20 protein-coding genes are annotated in these 22,014 nt (G+C 65.8%); 10 read left to right on the top strand and 10 right to left on the bottom strand.

Going from position 1 to position 22,014, the window contains the following annotated elements; translation table 11 throughout:
- The 6 genes from BN2156_RS00540 to BN2156_RS00515 are packed head-to-tail and all read right to left on the bottom strand — an operon-like array spanning position 1 to position 6,909.
- A complete protein-coding gene (locus BN2156_RS00540) occupies positions 1-1,161 on the bottom strand; it encodes an acyl-CoA dehydrogenase family protein (protein ID WP_090509132.1) in 1,161 nt (386 codons plus the stop codon).
- Positions 1,162-1,176: 15 nt separating this feature from the next.
- Positions 1,177-2,334 (bottom strand): thiolase family protein, encoded by a 1,158-nt coding sequence (locus tag BN2156_RS00535; protein ID WP_090509130.1) that lies wholly within the window; start codon positions 2,332-2,334, stop codon positions 1,177-1,179.
- Positions 2,335-2,352: 18 nt separating this feature from the next.
- Positions 2,353-3,627 (bottom strand): CaiB/BaiF CoA transferase family protein, encoded by a 1,275-nt coding sequence (locus BN2156_RS00530; RefSeq protein WP_090509128.1) that lies wholly within the window; start codon positions 3,625-3,627, stop codon positions 2,353-2,355.
- Positions 3,608-4,366 carry an SDR family NAD(P)-dependent oxidoreductase gene (locus BN2156_RS00525; RefSeq protein WP_090509126.1) on the bottom strand — a complete coding sequence of 253 codons (759 nt, stop codon included), beginning with the start codon at positions 4,364-4,366 and terminating at the stop codon, positions 3,608-3,610. The genes BN2156_RS00530 and BN2156_RS00525 overlap by 20 nt, the downstream gene beginning before the upstream one ends.
- Before the next feature lie 16 nt (positions 4,367-4,382).
- Positions 4,383-5,561: an acyl-CoA dehydrogenase family protein gene (locus BN2156_RS00520; RefSeq protein WP_090509125.1), complete on the bottom strand. Its 1,179-nt coding sequence runs from the start codon at positions 5,559-5,561 to the stop codon at positions 4,383-4,385.
- Positions 5,562-5,613: 52 nt separating this feature from the next.
- A complete protein-coding gene (locus BN2156_RS00515) occupies positions 5,614-6,909 on the bottom strand; it encodes an amidohydrolase family protein (protein ID WP_090509123.1) in 1,296 nt (431 codons plus the stop codon).
- A 236-nt stretch (positions 6,910-7,145) separates the two neighbouring features.
- On the opposite strand from BN2156_RS00515, the gene BN2156_RS00510 reads away from it, so the two are divergent.
- From BN2156_RS00510 to BN2156_RS00480, 7 genes are read left to right on the top strand one after another with little or no spacing between them, the layout of a single operon-like run.
- Positions 7,146-7,676, top strand: a complete 531-nt coding sequence (locus BN2156_RS00510; RefSeq protein WP_090509121.1) for a carboxymuconolactone decarboxylase family protein — start codon at positions 7,146-7,148, stop codon at positions 7,674-7,676.
- A gap of 23 nt (positions 7,677-7,699) precedes the next feature.
- Positions 7,700-9,037, top strand: a complete 1,338-nt coding sequence (locus BN2156_RS00505; protein ID WP_090515280.1) for an aromatic ring-hydroxylating oxygenase subunit alpha — start codon at positions 7,700-7,702, stop codon at positions 9,035-9,037.
- Positions 9,030-9,359, top strand: a complete 330-nt coding sequence (locus BN2156_RS00500) for a hypothetical protein (protein ID WP_090509119.1) — start codon at positions 9,030-9,032, stop codon at positions 9,357-9,359. The genes BN2156_RS00505 and BN2156_RS00500 overlap by 8 nt, the downstream gene beginning before the upstream one ends.
- Before the next feature lie 2 nt (positions 9,360-9,361).
- Positions 9,362-10,588, top strand: a complete 1,227-nt coding sequence (locus BN2156_RS00495; RefSeq protein WP_090509117.1) for a metal-dependent hydrolase family protein — start codon at positions 9,362-9,364, stop codon at positions 10,586-10,588.
- On the top strand, positions 10,572-11,018 hold the full coding sequence (locus BN2156_RS00490; protein WP_090509115.1) for a nuclear transport factor 2 family protein: 447 nt from the start codon (positions 10,572-10,574) through the stop codon (positions 11,016-11,018). The genes BN2156_RS00495 and BN2156_RS00490 overlap by 17 nt, the downstream gene beginning before the upstream one ends.
- Entirely contained in the window at positions 11,015-12,136 is a 1,122-nt protein-coding gene (locus BN2156_RS00485; RefSeq protein WP_090509113.1) for an acyl-CoA dehydrogenase family protein, read from the top strand. Before BN2156_RS00490 ends, BN2156_RS00485 begins: the two co-directional genes overlap by 4 nt.
- A 60-nt stretch (positions 12,137-12,196) precedes the next feature.
- The gene (locus BN2156_RS00480; RefSeq protein WP_235625321.1) at positions 12,197-12,946 is read left to right on the top strand and encodes an acyl-CoA dehydrogenase family protein; all 750 of its coding nucleotides are present in this window, start codon (positions 12,197-12,199) and stop codon (positions 12,944-12,946) included.
- 43 nt (positions 12,947-12,989) lie between these two features.
- On the opposite strand, the gene BN2156_RS00475 is transcribed toward BN2156_RS00480, so the two are convergent.
- Together BN2156_RS00475 and BN2156_RS00470 are read right to left on the bottom strand one after the other, a co-directional pair.
- Positions 12,990-14,471, bottom strand: coding sequence for an adenylate/guanylate cyclase domain-containing protein (locus BN2156_RS00475; protein WP_090509111.1), 1,482 nt, complete (start codon positions 14,469-14,471; stop codon positions 12,990-12,992).
- Positions 14,472-14,487: 16 nt separating this feature from the next.
- Positions 14,488-15,270 carry an enoyl-CoA hydratase gene (locus BN2156_RS00470; protein ID WP_090509109.1) on the bottom strand — a complete coding sequence of 261 codons (783 nt, stop codon included), beginning with the start codon at positions 15,268-15,270 and terminating at the stop codon, positions 14,488-14,490.
- 206 nt (positions 15,271-15,476) lie between these two features.
- Here BN2156_RS00470 and BN2156_RS00465 point away from each other — a divergent pair, with 206 nt between their 5' ends.
- The gene (locus tag BN2156_RS00465) at positions 15,477-16,196 is read left to right on the top strand and encodes a TetR/AcrR family transcriptional regulator (protein WP_162490698.1); all 720 of its coding nucleotides are present in this window, start codon (positions 15,477-15,479) and stop codon (positions 16,194-16,196) included.
- A 399-nt stretch (positions 16,197-16,595) separates the two neighbouring features.
- A complete protein-coding gene (locus tag BN2156_RS00460) occupies positions 16,596-17,441 on the top strand; it encodes a mycofactocin-coupled SDR family oxidoreductase (RefSeq protein ID WP_090509104.1) in 846 nt (281 codons plus the stop codon).
- Positions 17,442-17,451: 10 nt separating this feature from the next.
- Here BN2156_RS00460 and BN2156_RS00455 read toward each other — a convergent pair whose 3' ends face one another.
- Positions 17,452-18,258, bottom strand: coding sequence for an SDR family NAD(P)-dependent oxidoreductase (locus BN2156_RS00455; RefSeq protein ID WP_090515276.1), 807 nt, complete (start codon positions 18,256-18,258; stop codon positions 17,452-17,454).
- A gap of 39 nt (positions 18,259-18,297) precedes the next feature.
- On the opposite strand from BN2156_RS00455, the gene BN2156_RS00450 reads away from it, so the two are divergent.
- Positions 18,298-19,575, top strand: coding sequence for a hypothetical protein (locus tag BN2156_RS00450; RefSeq protein WP_090509102.1), 1,278 nt, complete (start codon positions 18,298-18,300; stop codon positions 19,573-19,575).
- 18 nt (positions 19,576-19,593) lie between these two features.
- Here BN2156_RS00450 and BN2156_RS00445 read toward each other — a convergent pair whose 3' ends face one another.
- A complete protein-coding gene (locus BN2156_RS00445; protein WP_090509099.1) occupies positions 19,594-22,011 on the bottom strand; it encodes a CaiB/BaiF CoA transferase family protein in 2,418 nt (805 codons plus the stop codon).
- Positions 22,012-22,014 lie beyond the last annotated feature (3 nt).

Genomic DNA, 22,014 nt, shown 5'->3' with positions numbered 1-22,014 from the left:
TCAGAGGCCCAGAGACTTGGCGATGATCACCTTCATCACCTCGCTGGTGCCGGCATAGATGCGTGCCACCCGCGCGTCCGTGTAGAGCCGCGCGATGGGGTACTCCATCATGTAGCCGTACCCACCGAAGAGCTGCAGGCAACGATCGATCACCCGCGCCTGCATCTCGGTGCAGAACAACTTCACCCGGGCCGCGTCGGCACCGGACAACTCACCGTCGACGTGCAGCGCCACCGCCCGGTCCAGCATCGCCTGGGCCGCTTCGACCTCCGTCGAGCACGCCGCGAGTTCGAACTTGGTGTTTTGAAACGACGCCACCGGCAGGCCGAATGCCTTGCGGTCCTTGGTGTAGCCGATCGCCGCGGCGATCGCCGAGCGGGCCTGGGCCACCGAACCCACCGCCACGGTGAGCCGCTCCTGGGCGAGGTTGTGGCCGAGGTAGCTGAAGGCCTCGCCCTCCTCCCCCAGCACGTTGGTCACGGGAACCCGCACATCGGTGAACGACAGCTCCGCGGTGTCCTGCACCTTGCAGCCCATCTTCTCCAGCTCGCGGCCCCGCTCGAAGCCGGCCATGCCGTCCTCGACGACCAGCAGCGTCAAACCTTTACGGCGGTTCTCCGGGTCGGTGGACGTCCGCGCCACCACGACCACCAGATCAGCCTGGATACCGCCGGTGATGAACGTCTTGGCCCCGTTGAGCACGTAGTGGTCGCCTTGCGAATCAGTCGAGCGCACCGCGGTGGTGCGCATGCCGGCCAGATCAGAGCCGGTCCCCGGCTCGGTCATCGCGACCGCGGTCAGCAGCGTCCCCGCGGCCAGACCCGGGAACCACCGCTGCCGCTGCTCTTCGTTCGCGTAGTGCAGGAAGTACGGCAGGATCACCTCGAGCTGCGTGCGCACCGTCGACAACGTCACCAGCGCCCGCGCGGCCTCCTCCTGCAGCACCACGTTGTAGCGGTAGTCGTCGATGCCCGCGCCGCCGTACTCCTCGGGGATCGCCATCCCCAGCATGCCGAGTTCACCCATCTGCTTGAAGACGTCACGGGGCATCCGGCCGCCCTTTTCCCACTCGGGATAGGCAGGGACGACTTCCTTTTCGATGAAATCGCGCGCCAGCGCGCGAAACGCCTCGTGGTCCTCGGTGAACAGATTGCGTTGCACTACTTCTCCCTAGCGTCAGTCGATGAGCTCGACCAGCGTGGCGTTGGCGGTACCGCCGCCCTCACACATGGTCTGCAAGCCGTAACGAATTCCGTTGTCGCGCATGTGATTGATCATCCGGGTCATCAGCACCGCGCCCGATGCGCCGAGCGGATGCCCCAGCGCGATGGCGCCGCCGAGCGGGTTCAGTTTGGCTTCGTCGGCGCCCGTCTCGGCCAACCAGGCCAGGGGCACCGGGGCGAACGCCTCGTTCACCTCGAACACGCCGATCTCATCGAGTCGCACGCCGGCCTTGTGCAGCACCTTCTCGGTAGCCGGGATCGGCCCGGTCAGCATCAGCACCGGATCGGCGCCCGTCACCGCGCCCGCCCGGTACCGCGCGATCGGCGAAAGGCCCATCGTCACAGCGCTTTCGGCGGTCATCACCAGCAGGGCCGCGGCACCGTCGGAGATCTGCGAGGAGTTGCCGGCATGGATCACCCCGTCCTCGGCGAACGCCGGCTTGAGGCCGGCCAGTTTCTCCACCGTGGTGCCGCGCCGGACACCCTCGTCGGCGACGACCGGGTCCAGCTGGTCAGCCGGGTCGGGGAACACCGTGATCATCTGGTTCTCGAAGGCGCCGCGATCCTGGGCGGCCGCGGCCCGCTCGTGTGAGGCCACGGAGTATTCATCGAGCCGGGTCCGGCTGAAACCCCACTTCTGCGCGATCATCTCGGCCGAGATGCCCTGGTTGAACCCGAAGTCCTTGTACCGCTCGAACACTTTCGGGCCGTACGGAGTGCCGGTGGCCCGCGCCGCACCCAGCGGGACCCGGCTCATCACCTCCACCCCACCAGCGACGACCACGTCCTGCTGGCCGGACATCACGGCCTGGACCGCGAAATCCAGCGCCTGTTGGCTGGATCCGCAGGCCCGGTTGACCGTGGTTCCCGGAATGTGTTCGGGCCAGCCTGCTGCCAGTACCGAGTACCGGCCGATGTTGCTGGATTGATCACCGACCTGAGAGACGCAGCCCCAGACCACGTCGTCGACGATTTCGGGGCTGATGCCCGCCCGCTCCACGAGCGCATTGAGCACCAGTGCCGACAGGTCGGCGGCGTGAAAACCGGACAGGCCGCCGTTACGCTTGCCGACCGGGGTGCGGACGGCCTCAACGATGACGGTTTCGCGCATGGGATTCTCCTCTAGAACTCAAGACTGGTAGGCCGGGCCGATAGCGCCCTGCTCACGCAGGGCGGCGATCTGCTCGGCGCTCACGCCGATCCCGCTCAGGACTGCATCGGTGTGCTCGCCGAGACCCGGCACCGCACCCATGCCCAACTCCATGCCGGTGATCACCGGCGGCGGCAGCAGGGCCGAGATCTCTCCGTTGGGGGTGCCGACCTGACGCCACCGGTCCCGCGCCTGCAGGTGCGGGTGGGTGATGACCTCACTCGGCAGGTTGTACCGCGAATTGCCGATCCCGGCCTCATCGGCGGTCCGTTGAACATCGGCGAGATCGTGCTGGGCACACCAGGATTCGATGGCCTTGTTGAGCTCGTCGCGATGCGCGCAGCGGTCGGAGTTGGTGGCGAAGCGCGGGTCGTCGGCGAGGTCGGGCCGCTCGATGATCTCGCGGGCCAACCGCTGCCATTCCCGGTCATTGGTGGTGCCCAGCACCACGGTCTGCCCGTCGCGGGTGTCGAACGCGCCGTAGGGTGCCACCGCCGGTGAGCTCATCCCCAGTGGGATCTGGTCGATTCCGGAATGCTGGGTATAGGCCAGCTGGTATCCCATGATGTCGGTCATGGTGTCGAACAGGCTGACCGCGACGGCCGGCGCGGCACCGGCCTCACCGTTGCGGGCCCGGCCCACCAGCAGCGCCATGATCGACAGCGCCGAATACAATCCGGTGGCGATATCCGCAACGGCCGCACCGGGTTTGGCCGGCATACCGGCGTAACCGGTTGACGCACACGATCCGGACTCGGCCTGCACCAGCAGGTCATAGGCACGCTTGTGCGACAGCGGCCCGCCCGGGCCATAGCCGTCGATCTCCACCGGGATCACCTGCGGGTGGCGCACCTTGAGGTCGTCGGGCCCGAGCCCCAGACGCGCGGTGGCGCCGGGGGCCAGGTTGGACACAAAGGCGTCGGCACCGTCGAGCAACCGGTGCAGCACCTCCATCCCCTCCGGTGACTTGAGGTTGAGCGTGACCGATTCCTTGCCCCGGTTGGCCCAGACGAAATGGGCCGCCTGCCCCAGCACGACATCGTCATAGTCCCGGGCGAAGTCCCCGCCCTTGGGGTTCTCGATCTTGATCACCCTGGCGCCGAAGTCGGCGAGCACCCGGGTGCACATCGGTGCGGAGACCGCTTGTTCCATCGCTATGACGGTGATGCCGGCCAGCGGCAAAGAGGATTCAGCCGCTGTGCTCGATGGTTCGCTCGTAAACTCGCTCACAACGTCACATAACCATGCCGCCATCGACCGGCAATACCTGCCCGGTGATGTACGACGCGGCGTCGGAGGCCATGAACACGAACGCACCCGCGACCTCGTCGGCCTCGGCCCAGCGCTTGAGCGGGATGCGGTTCATCATGTTGGCCGCGAACTTCTCGTTGGTGCGGATGGTTTCGGTCATCGGCGTCGCGGCCAGCGGCGCCAGCGCGTTCACCATGATGTTCTTGGTCGCCAGCTCACGGGCCAGCGATTTGGTGATGCCGATCAGTCCGGCCTTGGCCGCCGAATAGTTGACCTGGCCGAGCGTCCCGGTGATTCCGGCCGATGAGGTGACGTTGATGATGCGACCGGTGCCGTCGGTGGGCATGTGCGGCAGCGCGGACTGCGTGACATGGAAGGTGCCCATGACGTGGATGTCGAAGGTGAGCCGGAACGTCTCGTCGGTGAGTTTCGGGAACATCGCCGGCGAGGTCACCCCGGCGTTGTTGACCACGATGTGCAGGTTGCCCTCGCCGAGTGCGGCAGCCTGCGCCGCGGCGGCCTCGGCCGCGTCACGGTCGCTGACGTCAAGCGCGGCGCTGTCAGCCTTGCCGCCTGCGGTGTTGATGCGCTCGGCGACCTTCGCAGCCGCCTCACCACTGATGTCGGTGACGAGCACCGCGGCGCCGGCAGCGGCCAGCGCCTCGGATACCGCCGCGCCGATCCCGGCACCGGCGCCGGTCACCAGCGCCGACCGTCCGGTCAGGTCGAAATAGGTCCTCATTGAACTGGATATCTCCTCAGTAACTCTTGGGCAGGCCGAGAACGTTGGCGCTCAGGAAGTTCAGGATCATCTCCTGGCTCACCGGTGCGATCTTCATCAGCCGTGACTCCCGGAAGAACCGGGAGATGTTGTACTCCTCGGAATAGCCCATCCCGCCATGGGTCTGCAGCGCGCGGTCGGCCGCACCGAAACCGGCATCGGCGCACAAGTACTTGGCCATGTTGGCCTCCCGTCCGCACGGCTTGCCGTTGTCGTACAGCCAGGTGGCCTTGCGCAGGATCAGCTCGGCGGCGTCCAGGCGGGCCAGTGAGTCGGCCAGCGGGAACTGGATGCCCTGGTTCATGCCGATCGGCCGGTCGAACACCACCCGCTCATTGGCGTACTTGACCGCCCGGTCCAGCGCCACCCGGCCGATGCCGAGGGCCTCGGCCGCGATCAGCATCCGCTCGGGGTTGAGCCCGTGCAGGATGTACTTGAAGCCACTGCCCTCGTCGCCGATGCGGTGCTCGGCGGGTACCCGCAGGTCATCGATGAACAACTCATTGGAACTCACCGCGTTCCGGCCCATCTTGTTGATGGGCCGGATCTCCACGTGGTCTCGGTCGAGGTCGGTCAGGAACAGTGTGAGACCTTCGGTCGGCTTGCCGCCGCGTTTCTCCACGTCCTCGCGTGACTCGGTACGGGTGAGCAGCAGGATCTTCTCCGACTCAAGCGCTTTGGAGATCCATACCTTGCGGCCGTTGACCACATAACTGTCGCCGTCCTTCTTGGCGAAGGTGGTGATGCGCGAGGTGTCCAGTCCCGCACCGGGCTCGGTGACACCGAAACACACATGCAGGTCCCCGTTGACGATGCGCGGCAGCGTCGCCTTCTTCATCTCCTCGGAGCCGAACACCACCACCGGCTGCATCCCGAAGATCGACATGTGGATTGCGCTGGCGGCGTTCATGGCCCCGCCGGACCGGGCCACCTCCTCGGCCAGGATGGTGGCCTCGGTGATGCCCAGGCCGTGCCCGCCGTACTCCTCGGGGATGGTCATCCCGAGCCAGCCCCCGCCCGCGATGGCGTCGTAGAACTCCTGCGGGAACTCGTGGGCCTGGTCCTTGGTCATCCAATAGTGATCGTCGAACTTGCCCGCCAGCTCCGCCACTGATTTGCGGATCAGCTGCTGGTCCTCGGTCAGCTCGAAGTTCATACCGCCCGACACTGTGTGCTCTCCTATTTTTCTGGGCCGTTCGTCTCGGCGTTCAGTCTCGCGCGCCGGCAACGGCTTTGGCGTTGGCCTGGAAGTCGGCGAAGGTGGTGCCGGTCTTCTCCTTGTGGCTCAGGGCACGGATCGACACGTCATGCCCTTCGGCCTGCTTACGCAGTGCACCGACGGTCGCCTGCTCCTTCGGCACGTGGGCGAACGGGTCGAAGTGGTACAGCCGCATGGCGTTCTCGTGAGTGATCTTGTTGATCTCGTCGTCGGGCACGTCGTAGGTGTCGAACACCGCGCTCAACTCCTCGGGGGCACCCGGCCACATCGAGTCACTGTGCGGATAGTCCATCTCCCAGCAGATGTTGTCCACGCCGATCTCGTGGCGGTTCTTCACCCCGACCGGGTCGGAGATGAAGCAGGTCATGAAGTGCTCACGGAACACCTCGCTGGGCAACTTGCCACCGAAATCCTGGTGCGTCCACGTCGAGTGCATGTCATAGGTGCGGTCGACGCGGTCCAGGAAGTACGGAATCCACCCGGTGCCGCCCTCGGACAGCGCGATCTTGAGGCCCGGGTAGGCCTTGATCGGCGCCGACCACAACAGGTCGGCCGCGGCCTGCACGATGTTCATCGGCTGCAGCGTGATCATCACGTCCATCGGGGCGTCCGGGGCGGTGATCGCCAGCTTGCCCGACGATCCGATGTGCACGTTCATCACCGTGTCGGTGTCGACCAGGGCCTCCCACAACGGCTTCCAGTACTCCAGGTCGTGGAAGGACGGGTAGCCCAGCGTCGACGGGTTCTCGGTGAAGGTCAGCGAGTGCACACCCTTCTTCGACACGCGACGAACCTCGTCGGCGCACAGTTGCGGGTTCCAGATCGCCGGGATGGCCATCGGGATGAATCGGCCCGGATTCGACCCGCACCACTCGTCGATGTGCCAGTCGTTGTAAGCCTGGACCAGTGCCAACGAGAACTCGTCGTCGTCGGTGGCGAACAACCGGGCCGCGAAGCCCGGAAACGACGGAAAGTTCATGGTCGCCAGCACGCCGCCGGCGTTCATGTCCTTGACCCGCTCGTCCGGGTCGTAGCAGCCCTTGCGGATCTCATCGAGCCCCTGGGGTTCCAGGCCGTACTCCTCCTTGGGCCGGCCGGCCACCGCGTTGAGCGCCACATTCGGGATCACCGTGTCGCGGAACTGCCAGGTGTCGCTGCCGTCCGGGTTGTGCACCAGACGCGGCGCCTCGTCGCGGTACTTCTCCGGAAGATGGTTCTTGAACATGTTCGGCGGTTCGATGATGTGGTCGTCGACGCTGATCAAGATCATGTCGTCTTTGTTCACTGCCTCGCTCCGTCCATAGGCCGTCACATTGGTTCTCTATGAGAGAAAACTAGCTTCTCATCTAGCGAGAATCAATGTCTGATGGCGCTGACGAGCAGATTTAGCCAGGTCACCGCAGAATCTGGCGCGTTCTTGTTGACCATCGCGGCAAAAGGTGGAAACCTCTTAGTCGGAAATGAGAACCTGATTCTCGCAACCGAGAGTCAGTGACGGGTCATCGAGAGGAGAACCGCCCCGTGCGCTTGGCCCCCTTGCCCGCCGAGGAGTGGGACGACAACGTGCGGCGAGCACTGTCGGTCATGCTTCCGGAGGAGCGGCTCAATCCCGAGGGAGCGGGCACCGCGCTGTCGACGCTGGCCCGCCACCCCGCGTTGACCAAGGCGTTCCTGCGGTTCAGCAATCATCTGCTGTTCCGCTCGACGCTGGACCCGCAGATGCGTGAGCTGGCCATCCTGCGCATCGCCCACCGCAAGAAGTGTGAATACGAGTGGGCGCACCACGCATTCATCGGCAAGTCCGAGGGACTCACCGATGAGCAGATCGCCAGCAGCACGAGCGGCGAAGGCTCTACTCCCCTCGACCAGCTGGTGCTCGACTCCGTCGATGAACTCGACGGACAGGCGGAAATCTCCGACAGCACCTGGGCGGCGCTGAGCGAGCACCTCGACGAACGCCAGCGCATGGACCTGGTCTTCACGATCGGCGGCTATGGCCTGATGGCCATGGCCTACAACACCTTTGGAATTGCGCCGGAATCCGGCCACTAACTCAAGAAGAAAGTAGGTAGATGATGGCGTTCTTCCCGAAGCCGGCTGCGGGCAGCTGGACCGAGAACTGGCCCGAACTGGGCACCGCCCCGGTCAACTACGAGGATTCGATCGACCCCGAGCACTGGAAACTGGAGCAGCAGGCCATCTTCCGCAAGACCTGGCTGCAGATGGGCCGCGTGGAGCTGATCCCCAAGAAAGGCAGCTACATCACCCGTGAGCTGCCGTCGGTCGGCCCGGGCACGTCGATCGTCATCGTCAACGACGGTGACGAGATCCGCGCCTTCTACAATTTGTGCCGCCACCGCGGCAACAAGCTGGTGTGGAACGACTACCCCGGCGAGGAGGTGTCCGGCAGCTGCCGCCAATTCGTCTGCAAGTACCACGCCTGGCGCTACAACCTCAAGGGCGACCTGACCTTCATCCAGCAGGAGCAGGAGTTCTTCGACGTCGACAAGGCCGACTATCCGCTCAAGCCGGTGCGCTGCGAGGTCTGGGAGGGCTTCATCTTCGTCAACTTCGACGACGACGCAGTCTCGCTGGAGGAATACCTGGGTGAGTTCGGCCAGGGCCTCAAGGGTTATCCCTTCCACGAGATGACCGAGCACTACAGCTACCGTTCGGAGGTCAAGGCCAACTGGAAGCTGTTCATCGACGCGTTCGTCGAGTTCTACCACGCGCCGATCCTGCACATGAAGCAGGCGGAGAAGGAGGAGGCCGAGAAGCTGGCCAAGTTCGGCTTCGAGGCGCTGCATTACGACATCAAGGGCGATCACTCGATGATCTCGTCCTGGGGTGGCATGAGCCCGCCGAAGGACCTCAAGATGGTCAAGCCCATCGAGCGCATCCTGCACAGCGGCCTGTTCGGGCCGTGGGATCGTCCCGACATCAAGGGCATCCTCCCCGACGAGCTGCCGCCCGCGATCAATCCCGGCCGGCACTCCACCTGGGGCCAGGACTCTTTCGAGTTCTTCCCGAACTTCACCCTGCTCTTCTGGGCCCCGGGCTGGTACCTGACCTACAACTACTGGCCCACCGGTGTGGACAGCCACATCTTCGAGGCCGACCTGTACTTCGTGCCGCCGAAGAACCTGCGCGAGCGGCTGTCTCAGGAGCTGGCCGCGGTGACGTTCAAGGAGTACGCGTTCCAGGACGCCAACACCCTGGAAGCCACGCAGACTCAGATCGGCACCCGCGCCGTGCTCGACTTCCCGCTGTGCGACCAGGAAATTCTGCTGCGCCACCTGCACCACACCGCCCACAAGTACGTGGACCGGTACCAAGAGGCCAAGGCCAACGGAAATGGATCGACCAATGGCAAGCACGCCGGTGCCGACAAGAAGGATGAAGTCAATGTCTAAGCTGCCCGAGGAATTCGCCGATCTGGAGCGATTCAGCGATTGGTGCTTGCCCACCGAGGAGGAGCGCTATCAGAAGCGCCTGAACTCGACGATGGACGAGATGCAGGAGCTCTACGACGCCGGCATGGCGCGGCTTGAGGACATCATGGTCTACGTCGATGCTCGCTTCCCGCTGGCCGGCATGCCCGACGACGCCAAAGCCCTTGTACACCTGGGGCAGTCGATCGTTCAGGTCAGCTTCCCGGTCGAGGTCTGGAAGCAGCCTCGGGTGCTCGACAGCGGTGCTGCCTATATCAATCTCATCAAGGAGCCGGTGGTTTAGTCGTGCTGACCCTCAAAGCTGCGGGTCTTGTCGACGTCGATGCCGGGACGATCATTCGTCCCGGCATTGTCCGTGTCGACGGTGACCGGATAATCGGTGTAGGTGGCGAAATCCCAGAGGGTTCAGAGGTCATCGATCTCGGTGACTCGATTCTGCTGCCCGGCCTGATGGACATGGAAGTCAACCTGCTGATGGGTGGCCGGGGTGAGAACCCGGGCCTGTCCCAGGTGCAGGACGATCCCCCGACCCGCGTGCTGCGCGCGGTGGGCAATGCGCGGCGCACCCTGCGCGCCGGGTTCACCACCGTGCGCAACCTCGGATTGTTCGTCAAGACGGGCGGCTACCTGCTCGACGTCGCCCTCGGCAAGGCGATCGACGCGGGCTGGATCGATGGTCCGCGCATCGTCCCGGCCGGCCACGCCATCACCCCCACCGGCGGACACCTGGATCCCACGATGTTCGCGGCGTTCATGCCGGGCGTGCTGGAGCTGACGATCGAAGAGGGCATCGCCAACGGGGTCGACGAGATCCGCAAGGCGGTGCGCTACCAGATCAAGCACGGCGCGCAGCTGATCAAGGTGTGTTGTTCGGGCGGTGTCATGTCACTGACCGGTGAGGCTGGGGCGCAACACTATTCGGATGAGGAACTGCGCGTCATCGTCGATGAGGCACACCGGCGCGGATTGCGGGTCGCCGCCCACACCCACGGCGCCGAAGCCGTCAAGCACGCCGTCGACTGCGGAATCGACTGCATCGAGCACGGCTTCCTCATGGACGACGAGGCCATCCAGATGCTCGTCGACAACGACCGGTTCCTGGTTACCACCCGCCGCCTGGCGCAGGCCATGGACGTGTCGAAAGCACCGAAGGTGCTGCAGGACAAGGCTGCCGAGATGTTCCCGAAGGCCGAGACGTCGATCAAGGCCGCATACGAGGCCGGGGTGAAGATCGCCGTCGGCACCGACGCCCCCGCCATCCCGCATGGCAAGAACGCCGACGAGCTCGTCACCCTGGTGGAGTGGGGCATGCCCCCGGCCGCGGTGCTGCGCTCGGCCACCACGATCGCCGCCGACCTGATCAACGTCACCGACCGGGGGCGGCTGGCCGAGGGCCTGCTCGCCGACATCATCGCGGTGCCGGGCAACCCACTCGAGGACATCAACGTTACACAACATGTGGATTTTGTAATGAAAGGCGGTAAGGTCTTCCGCAATGAGCACATCAACTGATTCCCCGACACGGACCGAGGATCTGATCGAGATCCAGCAGGTGCTCGCCAAGTACGCGGTGACCATCACCCAGGGCGACATCGACGGTCTGATCAGCGTTTTTACCCCCGATGGCACCTACAGCGCGTTTGGCGAGACCTACACGCTCAACCGCTTCCCGGTGCTGGTGGACGCCGCCCCCAAAGGCCTGTTCATGACCGGAACCGCCCTGATCGACCTGGACGAAGGCGCCGATACAGCCTCGGGCACCCAGCCGCTCTGCTTCATCGAGCACTCCAAGCACGACATGCGCATCGGCTACTACCGCGACACCTACGTGCGGACCGCCGAAGGCTGGCGGCTGAAGACCCGGGCGATGACCTTCATCCGGCGCAGTGGCGACCACGACCACGGCCGGCCGCACGCGATCGGCAGGCCGGAGGCCGGATGAGCGACCTCTTTGAACCCGCGACTTTCCGCACGGCGCTGCGGAATTGGCTCGCCGAGAATGATCTGACGCCACCCGATGACCACTCGCTTTCAGGTCACATGCGCCAGTTCGCCCGGGTGCAGAAGGCGCTGTACGAGGGTGGCTGGAGCCGGTACGGCTGGCCCGAGCACGCCGGTGGACTGGGTGGACCCGAGATGCTGCGCGCCATCGTCGGCGAGGAGGTCGTGGGCCGCAGGCTGGCCGAGCCCGGTCCGTATTCGATGCTCGAAGTGCTCGCGCCCACGATGATCGACTACGCACCCAAGGAACTTGCGGCCGAGATGGTGCCCAAGCTGCTGTCCGGCGAAGAGCAGTGGTGCCAGGGATTCTCCGAACCCGGCTCCGGCAGCGACCTGGCTTCGCTGACCACCCGCGCCGTCCAGCGCGGCGACAAATGGGTCATCAACGGCCAGAAGGTCTGGACCAGCTTCGCGCAGTTCTCACATCGGTGCATCCTGCTGACCCGCACCGGCGACGCCGACACCCCCAACCACCAGGCGATCACCGCGTTCTTTGTCGACACCAACTCTCCCGGCATCACCGTGCGGCCGTTGCGCACCATGCACGATGTCGACGAGTTCTGCGAGGTGTACTTCGACGACGTCGAGGTCGACGCGAGCCGGATGCTGGGCAAGCCCGGCGACGGCTGGCAGCTGGCGATGGACCTGCTGCCCTACGAGCGCTCGACCTGCTTCTGGCAGCGCATCGCCTACCTGTACTCACGGTTCGACGCACTGGTCGACGCGGTGAAAAGGCAAGGGCAGGCGGTGGATCCGGACTTGGGTGAGGTCTACCTGGCCCTGCACACGCTGCGCTGCCGTTCGGCGGCAACCCAGCACCGGCTGGCCGAGGGCCACAAGCTGGGGCCGGACACCTCGATCGACAAGGTACTGCTGGCCAGTGCCGAACAGCTGCTCTACGACACCGCCCGCAACCTGATGCCCGGTGTCATCGAGCTCGAGGACTCCGAATGGCGCACCGAATACCTGTATTCGCGGGCGTCGACCATCTACGGCGGCACGGCCGAAGTTCAGCGCAACATCATCGCGCGCCGGCTGCTCGACCTCGGGAAGGAGTGAGGCGTGACAGATCTGGATACCGAATCACTCGGACTGCTCGAAGACACCCTCCGCAAGACCATGCTGTCGGCCTCGGGCGCCAAGCTGGACGCCGCGCTGGCCGAACTCGGCTGGGCCGAGATGCTGTCCGATATGCCAGAGGTCGCCATGCCGCTGGTGTTCCGGCTGCTGGGCGAAACAGGCGCGCACGCCTCGATTCTCAACGACGTGCTGCTTGAGACCATCGGCGGGCTGCCCGGCGGTACCCCGCCGATGCCCTACGCCGGCGGCATCTGGGTGGTGTGGGAACGCGAGGATTCTCCGGCCGGCGCCAATCAGACCATGGGCGGCCTGCCGCTGCGCGAGGTGCCCGACGGACAGCTGCTCCGGATCTCGGAGGCACGGCGTGCCCTGGGCTGGTGGCTGGTCGGCTCGGCCCGCGCGATGCTGGCACTGGCCCGGCAGCATGCCCTGGACCGCGTGCAGTTCGGCAAGCCGATCTCGTCCTTCCAGGCCGTACGGCACCGACTCGCCGAGACACTGGTGGCCATCGAAGGCGCCGAGGCGACGCTGAGCCTGCCCGGTGCCGACAACGTCGACCTGAACTCGCTGCTGGCCAAGGCCGCCGCGGGCAAGGCCGCGCTGACCGCGGCAAAGCACTGCCAGCAGGTGCTCGGCGGGATCGGTTTCACCGAAGAACACGAGCTGCATCACCATGTGAAGCGGGTCCTGGTGCTCGACGGATTACTGGGCAGTTCAAGGGAACTCACCCGCAAGGCCGGCGCCGGGCTTCGGGCCCGTGGCACGGTGCCCCGCCTGGCCCAGCTGTAGCGCTTTCGCGCCGAACAGTCCCCCAAGCGGGGGACTGTTCGCGCTAGGGCGTGATCGGCTCGGCGAAGACCGTGGCCGTCGAGCGGCCGCGCAACACCGTCGAACCACGCACCACCCAGTACTGCCCTTCGTCTGCATCGGCGTGAGCCAACGCGCTTCCCGAACACAACACTGTCGACTCGCGATCCTTGGCATGGTCGGCCAGGCGCGCCGCCTCGTTCACCGCGTCGCCGATCACGGTGTACTCGTACCGGTTCTCGGCGCCGATGTTGCCCGCGAAGACCGAACCGCACGAAATACCAACGCCGAACTCGACATCCGGCAGTTTGTGCAGCCGTGGCACCAGAGCCCGAGCGGTGGCCAGCGCCGACGAGGCCGGATTGTCCAGCCGCAGCGGTGCACCGAAGACGGCCAGCACAGCATCACCCTCGAACTTGTTGATCAGCCCGTGATGCCGCTCGACCGTGTCCACCACGATCTTGAAGAATCCATTGAGCAGCTGGGCCACCTCTTGCGGCGGACGTGATGCACCCAGTGCTGTCGAGCCGACCAGATCGACGTACAGAACAGCGGCCTCACGGACATCACCGCTGACGGTCCCGCCCTGCTGCAGGGCGTGACGAGCTACGTCGACTCCGACGTAGCGACCGAACAGGTCGCGCAACCGGTTTCGCTCGGCCAGCCCGGCCAGCATCCGGTTGAATCCGTATTGGAGCCGGCCGATCTCGGACGACTCGTACACCTTGACCGAGACCCCGGACCATCCACGCTCGACTGCTTTCATGGCCAGCACGACTTCCCCGATCGGGTCGGACACCGAACGCGCCACCAGCACCATCGACCGCAGCCCGAAGACCAGTGACACGACGGCCAGCACCAGCACCGCTGCCTCGACCGGCGCCGTCTTCTGCACGAACCAGCCGTTGGACCGGGCCAGGACGATCAATGCGATGCCGGCCAGGGGCAGCCCGCTGAACAGGGTCCAGATGGTCACCAACCGGGCCAGCACGCCGGGCATCCGCACGATCGTGGACGAGGAGGCGGTCAGCGACGCCGCGACGATCGGCCGCAACATCCGTTGGGTCACCAGGAATCCCATGCAGGCCGCGGCCACGCCGCCGAACAGGATCGCACCACCCATCACGTAGGCCACGCCGCCGCCGGCATCGAGATTCAGCAGCGTGTAGACGAGCGCGCTCACCGCCCAGGTGGCGAACTGGATGATGGTCTGACGCGGCGCGATGCGCATCGCGGCGCGCTGCTGTTGCGGTGTCGGCTTCTCCCCCGCGGCAAACCATTTGAACGTCGGATGGACGTTCATCCAACCCACGATGGTATCGACGATCGCCGCCGCGACCATCAGCGCGATCAGCGCGACGAGGTTCGCCTGCGTCATGAGCTGACGCGCGTCGCCGACCGTGTTACGGCTCAGCGCCAGCACGACGAGCGTCACGGCCGCCGCCGCAGTGGTCTGCGCGTAGATTTGCCGGGCCGCGTAACTCACGCTGAGCCGGATCGCCCCCATCTTCAGAGGCCCGGGCCTACTTGATGTTCTGCTTCATTCCGTCGATATCCATCAGCACCGGCCATCCGCTGACGCTAAGCGCATTGCCGTGCCCGGTCTGGTGAATGTCGAACACGGATTGGATCGCGGCATAGAAACCCTGTACGTCGAGGGTCTGATTGACGGCTCGCTTGGCCTGACGGAGCGCGAACGCCGGCATCTGGGCGATCTGCGCGGCCAGCTCGGCGGTCTGGGTATCGAGTTCGGCACGCGGCACCACCCGATTGACCATGCCGGTGCGCTCGGCCTCCTCCGCGGTCAAGGCCCGCCCGGTGAACAGGATCTCCTTGGCCTTGCGGGCCCCGAGTTCCCAGGTGTGGCCGTGGTACTCGACGCCACCGATCCCCATCAGCGCCACCGGATCGGAGAACAACGCATCGTCGGCGGCCAGGATCAGGTCGCACGGCCAGCAGAGCAGCAGACCACCGGAGATGCAGCGCCCCTGCACCGCCGCGATCGACGGCTTGGGCACGTTGCGCCACCGCAGCGTGTACTCCAGGTAGCGCCGCGACTCGTGCTCGATGAGGAATTCCAGTGTGATCTTGTCGGGCACCGGGCCCCCGCCGCGCAGGTCATGCCCCGCGGAGAAATGCTTGCCGTTGGCCCGCAGCACGATCACCTTCACCTCGCGGTCCTCGGCAGCCCTCGTCCAGGCCGCATCGAGCTCATCGAGCAGCTCAGGGTTCTGCGCGTTGGCCGCTTCCGGCCGGTTCAGCGTGATCGTGGCGACCGAATCGGCGACGTCGTAGTCGATGTACACGTAAATCCTTCTGTTCACAGCTGCCACACGACAGCCGCCTTCGCGACCGCGGCAGCCACCCGCAAACAGCGCCCCGGCGGCGCCAAATTTGATGCGAAACCCTTCTTCTCAAAGGACTTCTATAATTCCCCTCGTGAGAATACTATTCTCACAGTACGAAAGTTACAATCTCCGACACGTTGGCCGCGAGGGGGTCTGGCACCACAATGGCAAGGCGTTCTCCGGTACAGTCAGTTCATGTTCTCCCCACTCGACAAGCGTCGGAGCAGCCAGTGACTACTGCTGGCGAAGAACCCGCGTGGAAGCAACGAGCTGTCGAGCGGTCGATCAAAACCGCAAAGTTGCGCGCCGCCCAGCGCGTGCAACGGTTCCTGGACGCGGCCCAGGCGATCATCATCGAAAAGGGCAGCACCGACTTCACCGTGCAAGAGGTCGTGGACCGCTCGCGCCAGTCGCTGCGAAGCTTCTACCTGCAGTTCGACGGTAAGCACGAGCTCCTGCTCGCGCTGTTCGAGGATGCCTTGAGCCGTTCGGCCGATCAGATCCGGGCGGCCACCTCGACAAAGGGCGAGCCGATCGAGCGGCTCAAGATCGCAATTCAATTGCTCTTCGAGTCATCTCGGCCCGATCCGGCCGCCAAGCGCCCGCTGTTCACCGACTTCGCGCCCCGGTTGCTGGTATCGCACCCATCCGAGGTGAAGGTCGCCCACGCGCCGCTGCTGGCGCTGCTCACCGAGCTGATGGAAGAGGCCTCTGAGGCCGGCCAGCTGCGCCCCGGGATCAACCCCCGGCGGATGGCGGCGATGACGATGCAGACCGTGATGTTCGTCGCACAGTCGAGCGGCGGCGCCGACGAGGCGTCGGTGCACCCGATCACCGCCGACGAAGTATGGGACTTCGTCGCCAACGGATTCGCCGCCAGCTAGCTGAGAATTTCGTTCTCTTAGCGAAAGAATTCTCCTCACCCTCTGGCGTGTACCCGATCTCCGGACTCACCGCTATCGCGTTGCACAACGGGCGACCGCCACCATCCGAACCCGCTCGCTGTGCTCACTCATCGAGCATCCACAGCCCGAACTCAGCGCTGTTCACGTCTCCGGCGCCCGCATGGCGATCCCGCTCGACCGGATGACGGCGGTATCTCCTGCCGCAAATCGTCGCCCGGCGGTCGGCCGAGAACTTCGTTCTTCTAAGCGGAGAGTACAAATTGCCTGAAACGTATCTGTCGTTGACACGGTGGGCTGCCCGGTGACACAGTTGCTGAGCAGGTGCTCAGAAATACGCAGAGCACGCGGCAGACATCGCAAACAGAACTGGGGTAATCAATGACTGGACGGGTGGAAGGCAAGGTCGCGTTCGTCACCGGCGCGGCCCGTGGCCAGGGACGTAGTCACGCGGTACGGCTGGCGCAAGAGGGTGCCGACATCATCGCGATCGACATCTGTGGACCGATCCGGCCCGGCGTGGAGACCGCCATCCCGGCCTCCACCTCCGACGACCTGGCCGAGACCGCGAACCTCATCAAGGGACTCAACCGCCGCGTCGTCACCGCCGAGGTCGACGTGCGCGACGCCGAGGCGATCAAGGCCGCCGTCGACAGTGGTGTCGAGCAGCTCGGCCGCCTCGACATCATCGTGGCCAACGCCGGCATCGGCAACGGCGGGGGCGTGCTGCACGAGACCAGCCAGCTCGACTGGGACGAGATGATCGACATCAATCTCTCCGGCGTCTGGAAGTCGGTCAAAGCCGGTGTGCCGCACCTTATCGCGGGCGGTCGCGGCGGCTCGATCATCCTGACGAGCTCGGTCGGCGGACTCAAGGCCTACCCGCACTGCGGCAACTACGTCGCCGCGAAGCACGGTGTCGTCGGGTTGATGCGCGGATTCGCCGTGGAGCTGGGCCAGCACAACATCCGCTGCAACAGTGTGCATCCCACGCACGTGGCGACCCCGATGCTGCACAACGACGGCACGTTCAAGATGTTCCGGCCCGACCTAGAGAACCCAGGCCCCGACGACATGGCGCCGATCTGCCAGCTGTTCCACACTCTGCCCATCCCGTGGGTCGAGGCCGTGGACATCAGTAACGCCGTGCTGTTCCTGGCCTCCGACGAGGCCCGCTACGTCACCGGTGTGACGCTGCCGGTCGACGCGGGAAGCTGCCTCAAGTAGGTCCGGATCCCTAGCCCGGACCGAGGGTTGCGGCACCGGTCTGCGGGTGGCGGTACCAGCCGCCCGCAGCCCGCGTGCCACCGTCGATGTGGAACGTCTGCCCGGTGATGTAGCCCGACATCCCCGAAGCCAGAAATACTGCTGCCCCGGCGATTTCGTCGACGTGACCGGCCCGCCCCATCGGGATGCCGTCGGCGATGCCCGAGGGCGGGCCGTCCGGCGACAGGGCCAGAAGGCCCTCGGTGATGGTGAGATCGGGCGCGATCGCATTGACCCTGATGTTGTGCGGCGCAAGTTCGAACGACGCGGTCTGGGTGTAGTTGATGACGCCGGCCTTGGCCGCGGCATACGCGGCGTAGCCGGGTGCGGCGCGCACGCCCTCGATCGAGGTGAGATTGATGATGCTGCCCGGCAATTCGTCGGCGACCAGCCGGCGCGCCACCCGCTGGGTGCACAGCAACACGTGGCGCAGATTGCTCTTGTACAGTGCGTCCCAACCGTTCTCGCTCGTTTCCAGCAGCGGTGACGAGAACACACCCCCGGCGTTGTTGACCAGGACGCGCACTGGGCCCAGCTCTGCGGCCGTCTGCGCCAACGCTGCATCCACCTGTTCGGAGTCGCGCACATCGGTGACGATGCCCAATGCACCGATCGACTCGGCGGATTCTGCACAGCTCTGCTCGTTGCGCTCCCAGATCGCCACCGAGGCGCCGAATGCCGCCAGACCGGCAGCGATGCCCCGGCCGATACCGGTGCCGCCGCCGGTGACAACCGCCACCTGTCCGGTGAGCAGAATGTCAGAAGGATTGATAGCCATGGTCATTGAGGCTAATGGTGTGACGTGCGATGAGGCTAGATGCAGCGCTGGGTGATCGGAGACGGCACCGGGCTCGAATTTCCCGCTGATCCGGACACCCTCCGTTCGGCCGGACCGGACTTCTTGACCTCAGCGCTGCACACTTTCGGCGCTCTCCCGCAGGGAAATCGCATCACGGAGATCACCCGCTTCCAGGAATGCGCCGGGGGCAGCACCGGCCGCAAAGCGCTGCTGGATGTGCGTTACGCGGATCCGGCCGATCTCCTGCCCAGCGAACTGTTCGTCAAGTTCTCCCGCGATTTCGACAACTCCCGCCGGGACCGGGGCAAGTCGCAGATGGAGCTCGAGGTGGCATTCGGGGCGTTGTCGGCCGGCGCCGAGCTGCCGGTCACGGTGCCGGTATGCCTGTTCGCGGACTACCACGCGGCTTCGTGCACCGGGATGTTGTTGACCGAGCGGATCGCGTTCGGCACCTCTGCGGTTGAACGGCACTACGACAAATGTCTCGACTACCGGATGCCCGATGCGCTCGGGCACTACCGGGCCCTACTGACCTCGGTCGCGCGACTGGCCGGCGCGCACCGATCCGGCCGCCTTCCTGACAACGTGACCGGTCAGTTCCGTTACGACGCCGCCAAAGTGACGGTCGGCGCCCGGACAGACCGCTCGCCCGACGAGCTCGCCGGGCAGGTCCGGCGCCTCACCGCATTCGCAGACCGCTACCCGGCACTGCTGCCCACGACCGTCGGCCACCCGGAGTTCACCGACCGCATGCTCGCCGACGTGGGCCGGATCGCCGGTGCCGAGGACGCCATCATGAGCTGGCTGCACACCACCGTGGACCAGGTGGCGCTCTGCCACTGGAACGCCAACGTCGACAACGCCTGGTTCTGGTCCGAGCCGGATGGGACGTTGAAGTGCGGTTTGATGGACTGGGGCTGCGTCAGCGTGATGAATGTCGCCATGGCCCTATGGGGTTCGCTGTGCAGCGCCGAGACAGAGATCTGGGAACAGCATCTCGATGGGCTGCTGGAACACTTCGCGGCCGAGTTTCACGCCGCCGGCGGCCCCGCACTCGACACCGCGCGGCTGCGCACCCAACTCGTGCTCTACGCCGCGGTGATGGGGGTTGCCTGGCTTCTCGACGCTCCTGCCCACCTCGAGGCCGCGCTGCCCGATCAGAACATCGATCGCTTCGACGCCCGAATCGCCGACAACGAGTCGGTGCGGGCCCAGCTGCTGATGCTCAGCAACTTCCTCCGCCTTTGGGAAACACAGGATTTCGGCGCCTTGCTCGACGAATTCGAGCGTCGCTGAGATCGGCTCACGGCCCGCTCAGCGAGCGGCCTTGCGGCGTCCGCCGGCGCCGGGTTGAGTACCGATCACGCCGTCGGTGGCCAGTGCGGTGATCTCGTGGTCGGACAGTCCCAGTTCGGCCAGCAGCTCGTGATTGTGCTCGCCGAGCAGGGGTGCGGCCTGCCGATGCAGCGCCCGCGGCCCATTGGCCAACGCGACCGGCAATGTGCTGTGCGGGGCGGCGTTGTTCACCGGGTGGCCGACATGTTCGAAGAACCGCCGGAACCGCACCTGGTCCAGCTCCAGCTGCCGGTGCGGCTGCATCACCTTGGCCACGGGAACTCCCATCGGCCACAAGGTTTCGACGATCTCATCGCCACTGCGCGACCGGCACCACGAGGCCAGCTGCTCATCGATCAGGTCGTGCTGCGCTCGGCGCCCGTCGACGGAATCCAATCCCGGATCCGTGGCCCAGTCCGGCTCACCCAGCGCCGCGCGCAACGCGGCCCACTGCGCGTCGGTGCTGATCGCGATCGCCACCCAGCTGTCATCGCGGCCGAATTCGTCGATCCCGTCGCTCTGATAGATGTTCTGTGGCGCGGCCGCCGGACCGCGGTTGCCGTCGCGCTGCAGCAGCACACCGTAGGCCGAGTGCTCGATGACCTGTTCGGCGGCGATGTTGAGCGCCGCGTCGGCCATCGCCGCCTCAACCAGCACCGCCTCCCCTGTGCGGCGACGGTGCTCCAGGGCCAGCATGAGCGCCGACAGCGCATGCACGCCGGCATTGGGGTCACCGATCGAATACGGTTCGAACGGAGTGCGATCCGGATAGCCGGTGAGCCAGCTCAGCCCGGTGGCATCCTCGATGATGTAGGCGAATGCCGGGTTGTCGCGCCACGGGCCGTCGAGCCCGAACCCGGGCATCCGCAGCATGACGATGTCCTCGCGCAGTGCGCGCACCGAGTCGAAATCGAGCCCGATCTGGTCGATCACCCTCGGCGTGAAGTTCTCCACAACGACATCGCAGGTGGCGATCAGCCGGCGCAACAGATCCAGGCCCTGCTCGGTCTGGAAGTCGAGGGTGAGGCTCTTCTTGTTGGTGTTGAGCGCACTGAAGATCGGCGAACGCTCCCACCACTGCTCCACCGAGGCCGGGATGCCGGCGATCAGCCGGGTGCCGTCCGGGCGCGGGGTCGACTCGAGATGGATCACCTCGGCGCCGAGCAAGCCGAGCGGGTGGGTACATGACGGCCCGGCCCAGAACGTGGTCATGTCGAGCACGCGCAATCCGCTGAACGGCAGCCGGTCCCGGCCCGGCTCACCGTCCGGTGCTTTGCGCGGGGTCAGCTCGGCGGCCCGGATCTCCTCGGTGTGCTCACCGAGGAGTGGAGCCGGCGCCGGCTCGCGCAATGCCACACCGGTCAGCCGGTACGGTGCAGCCGGCTGGGTGAACCCATATTGGGGGTTACGGACGAAAGCCTGCCGTTGCACGAAATGATCCATGGCGGTGACGTTCTCACCGTTACCCACCGGCGAGTTGGGGATCCGGAACGCGGACGCCAGGTCACGGACGTCGTCCACCTTCTGGTCGCGCAGCCAGTCGTACAACTCCTCGGCATGCAGGTTCGCCTGTTCGGTGATGGTGAGCTCCGAGGTCTCGTCTATCCACTCGTCGTGACCCGACATCGCACACAGGTCCCACCATTGCTGGGCGGTACCGCATCCGAGTGCCACCAATCCGTCTGCCGCCTCCGCGACGCCGGGAACCGTGGGCCTGCGCTCGCTGCGCCACGGGCGGCCCAGCATCTCGAAGTAGGTGACCGGGTAGTACGTGAGGCCCAGGATCTGCGCCTCGAGCTTGGAGAGATCGACGAGCTCGCCATGGCCGTCACGGAGCGCGCGTACCCGGAATGCCAGCGTCATCGCCGCCGCGTACGCACCGGCCAGCCAGTCGCCCACTTGACCGCCGATCGACACCGGCGCCCGGTCCTGCACGCCGCGACCGATACCGATGGCACCGCCCGACCACGCCTGCAGCGTGAACTCGGTGGCGGCGCGGTCGCTCCATGGCCCGTCCAGCCCGAACGGCGTAATCGTGGTGACGATCAGATGCGGATACCGCCGGAACAGATCCTCCGGTGCGACCGACTGGGCGACAGCCGATTCCGGAGACCAGATCACGGCATCGGCCGCCGCCACCAGCCGGTCGAGCAGGGCGAGGTCACCGGGGTCGACGACCACGCTGCGTTTGCCGCCGGACAGGAAGGCGAACAGCGCGCCGTCCTCGTCCGGAGGGATGTGTGCCCTCGACGCCGACCAGCGGCGCAACGGGTCACCTTCGGGGGCTTCGACTTTGATCACGTCGGCGCCGCCGTCGGCGAGGATCTTCGTGGCGTACGCCCCGGCGATTCCCGACGACAGATCGACGACGGTGTACCCGTCAAGTGGTGAGCTCATGTG

Source organism: Mycolicibacterium neworleansense, assembly GCF_001245615.1.
In the GTDB taxonomy this organism is placed as follows: Bacteria; Actinomycetota; Actinomycetes; order Mycobacteriales; family Mycobacteriaceae; genus Mycobacterium; species Mycobacterium neworleansense.
The sequence above is the reverse complement of the archived record's forward strand: the minus strand, read 5'-3'. Positions and strand labels throughout refer to the sequence as shown.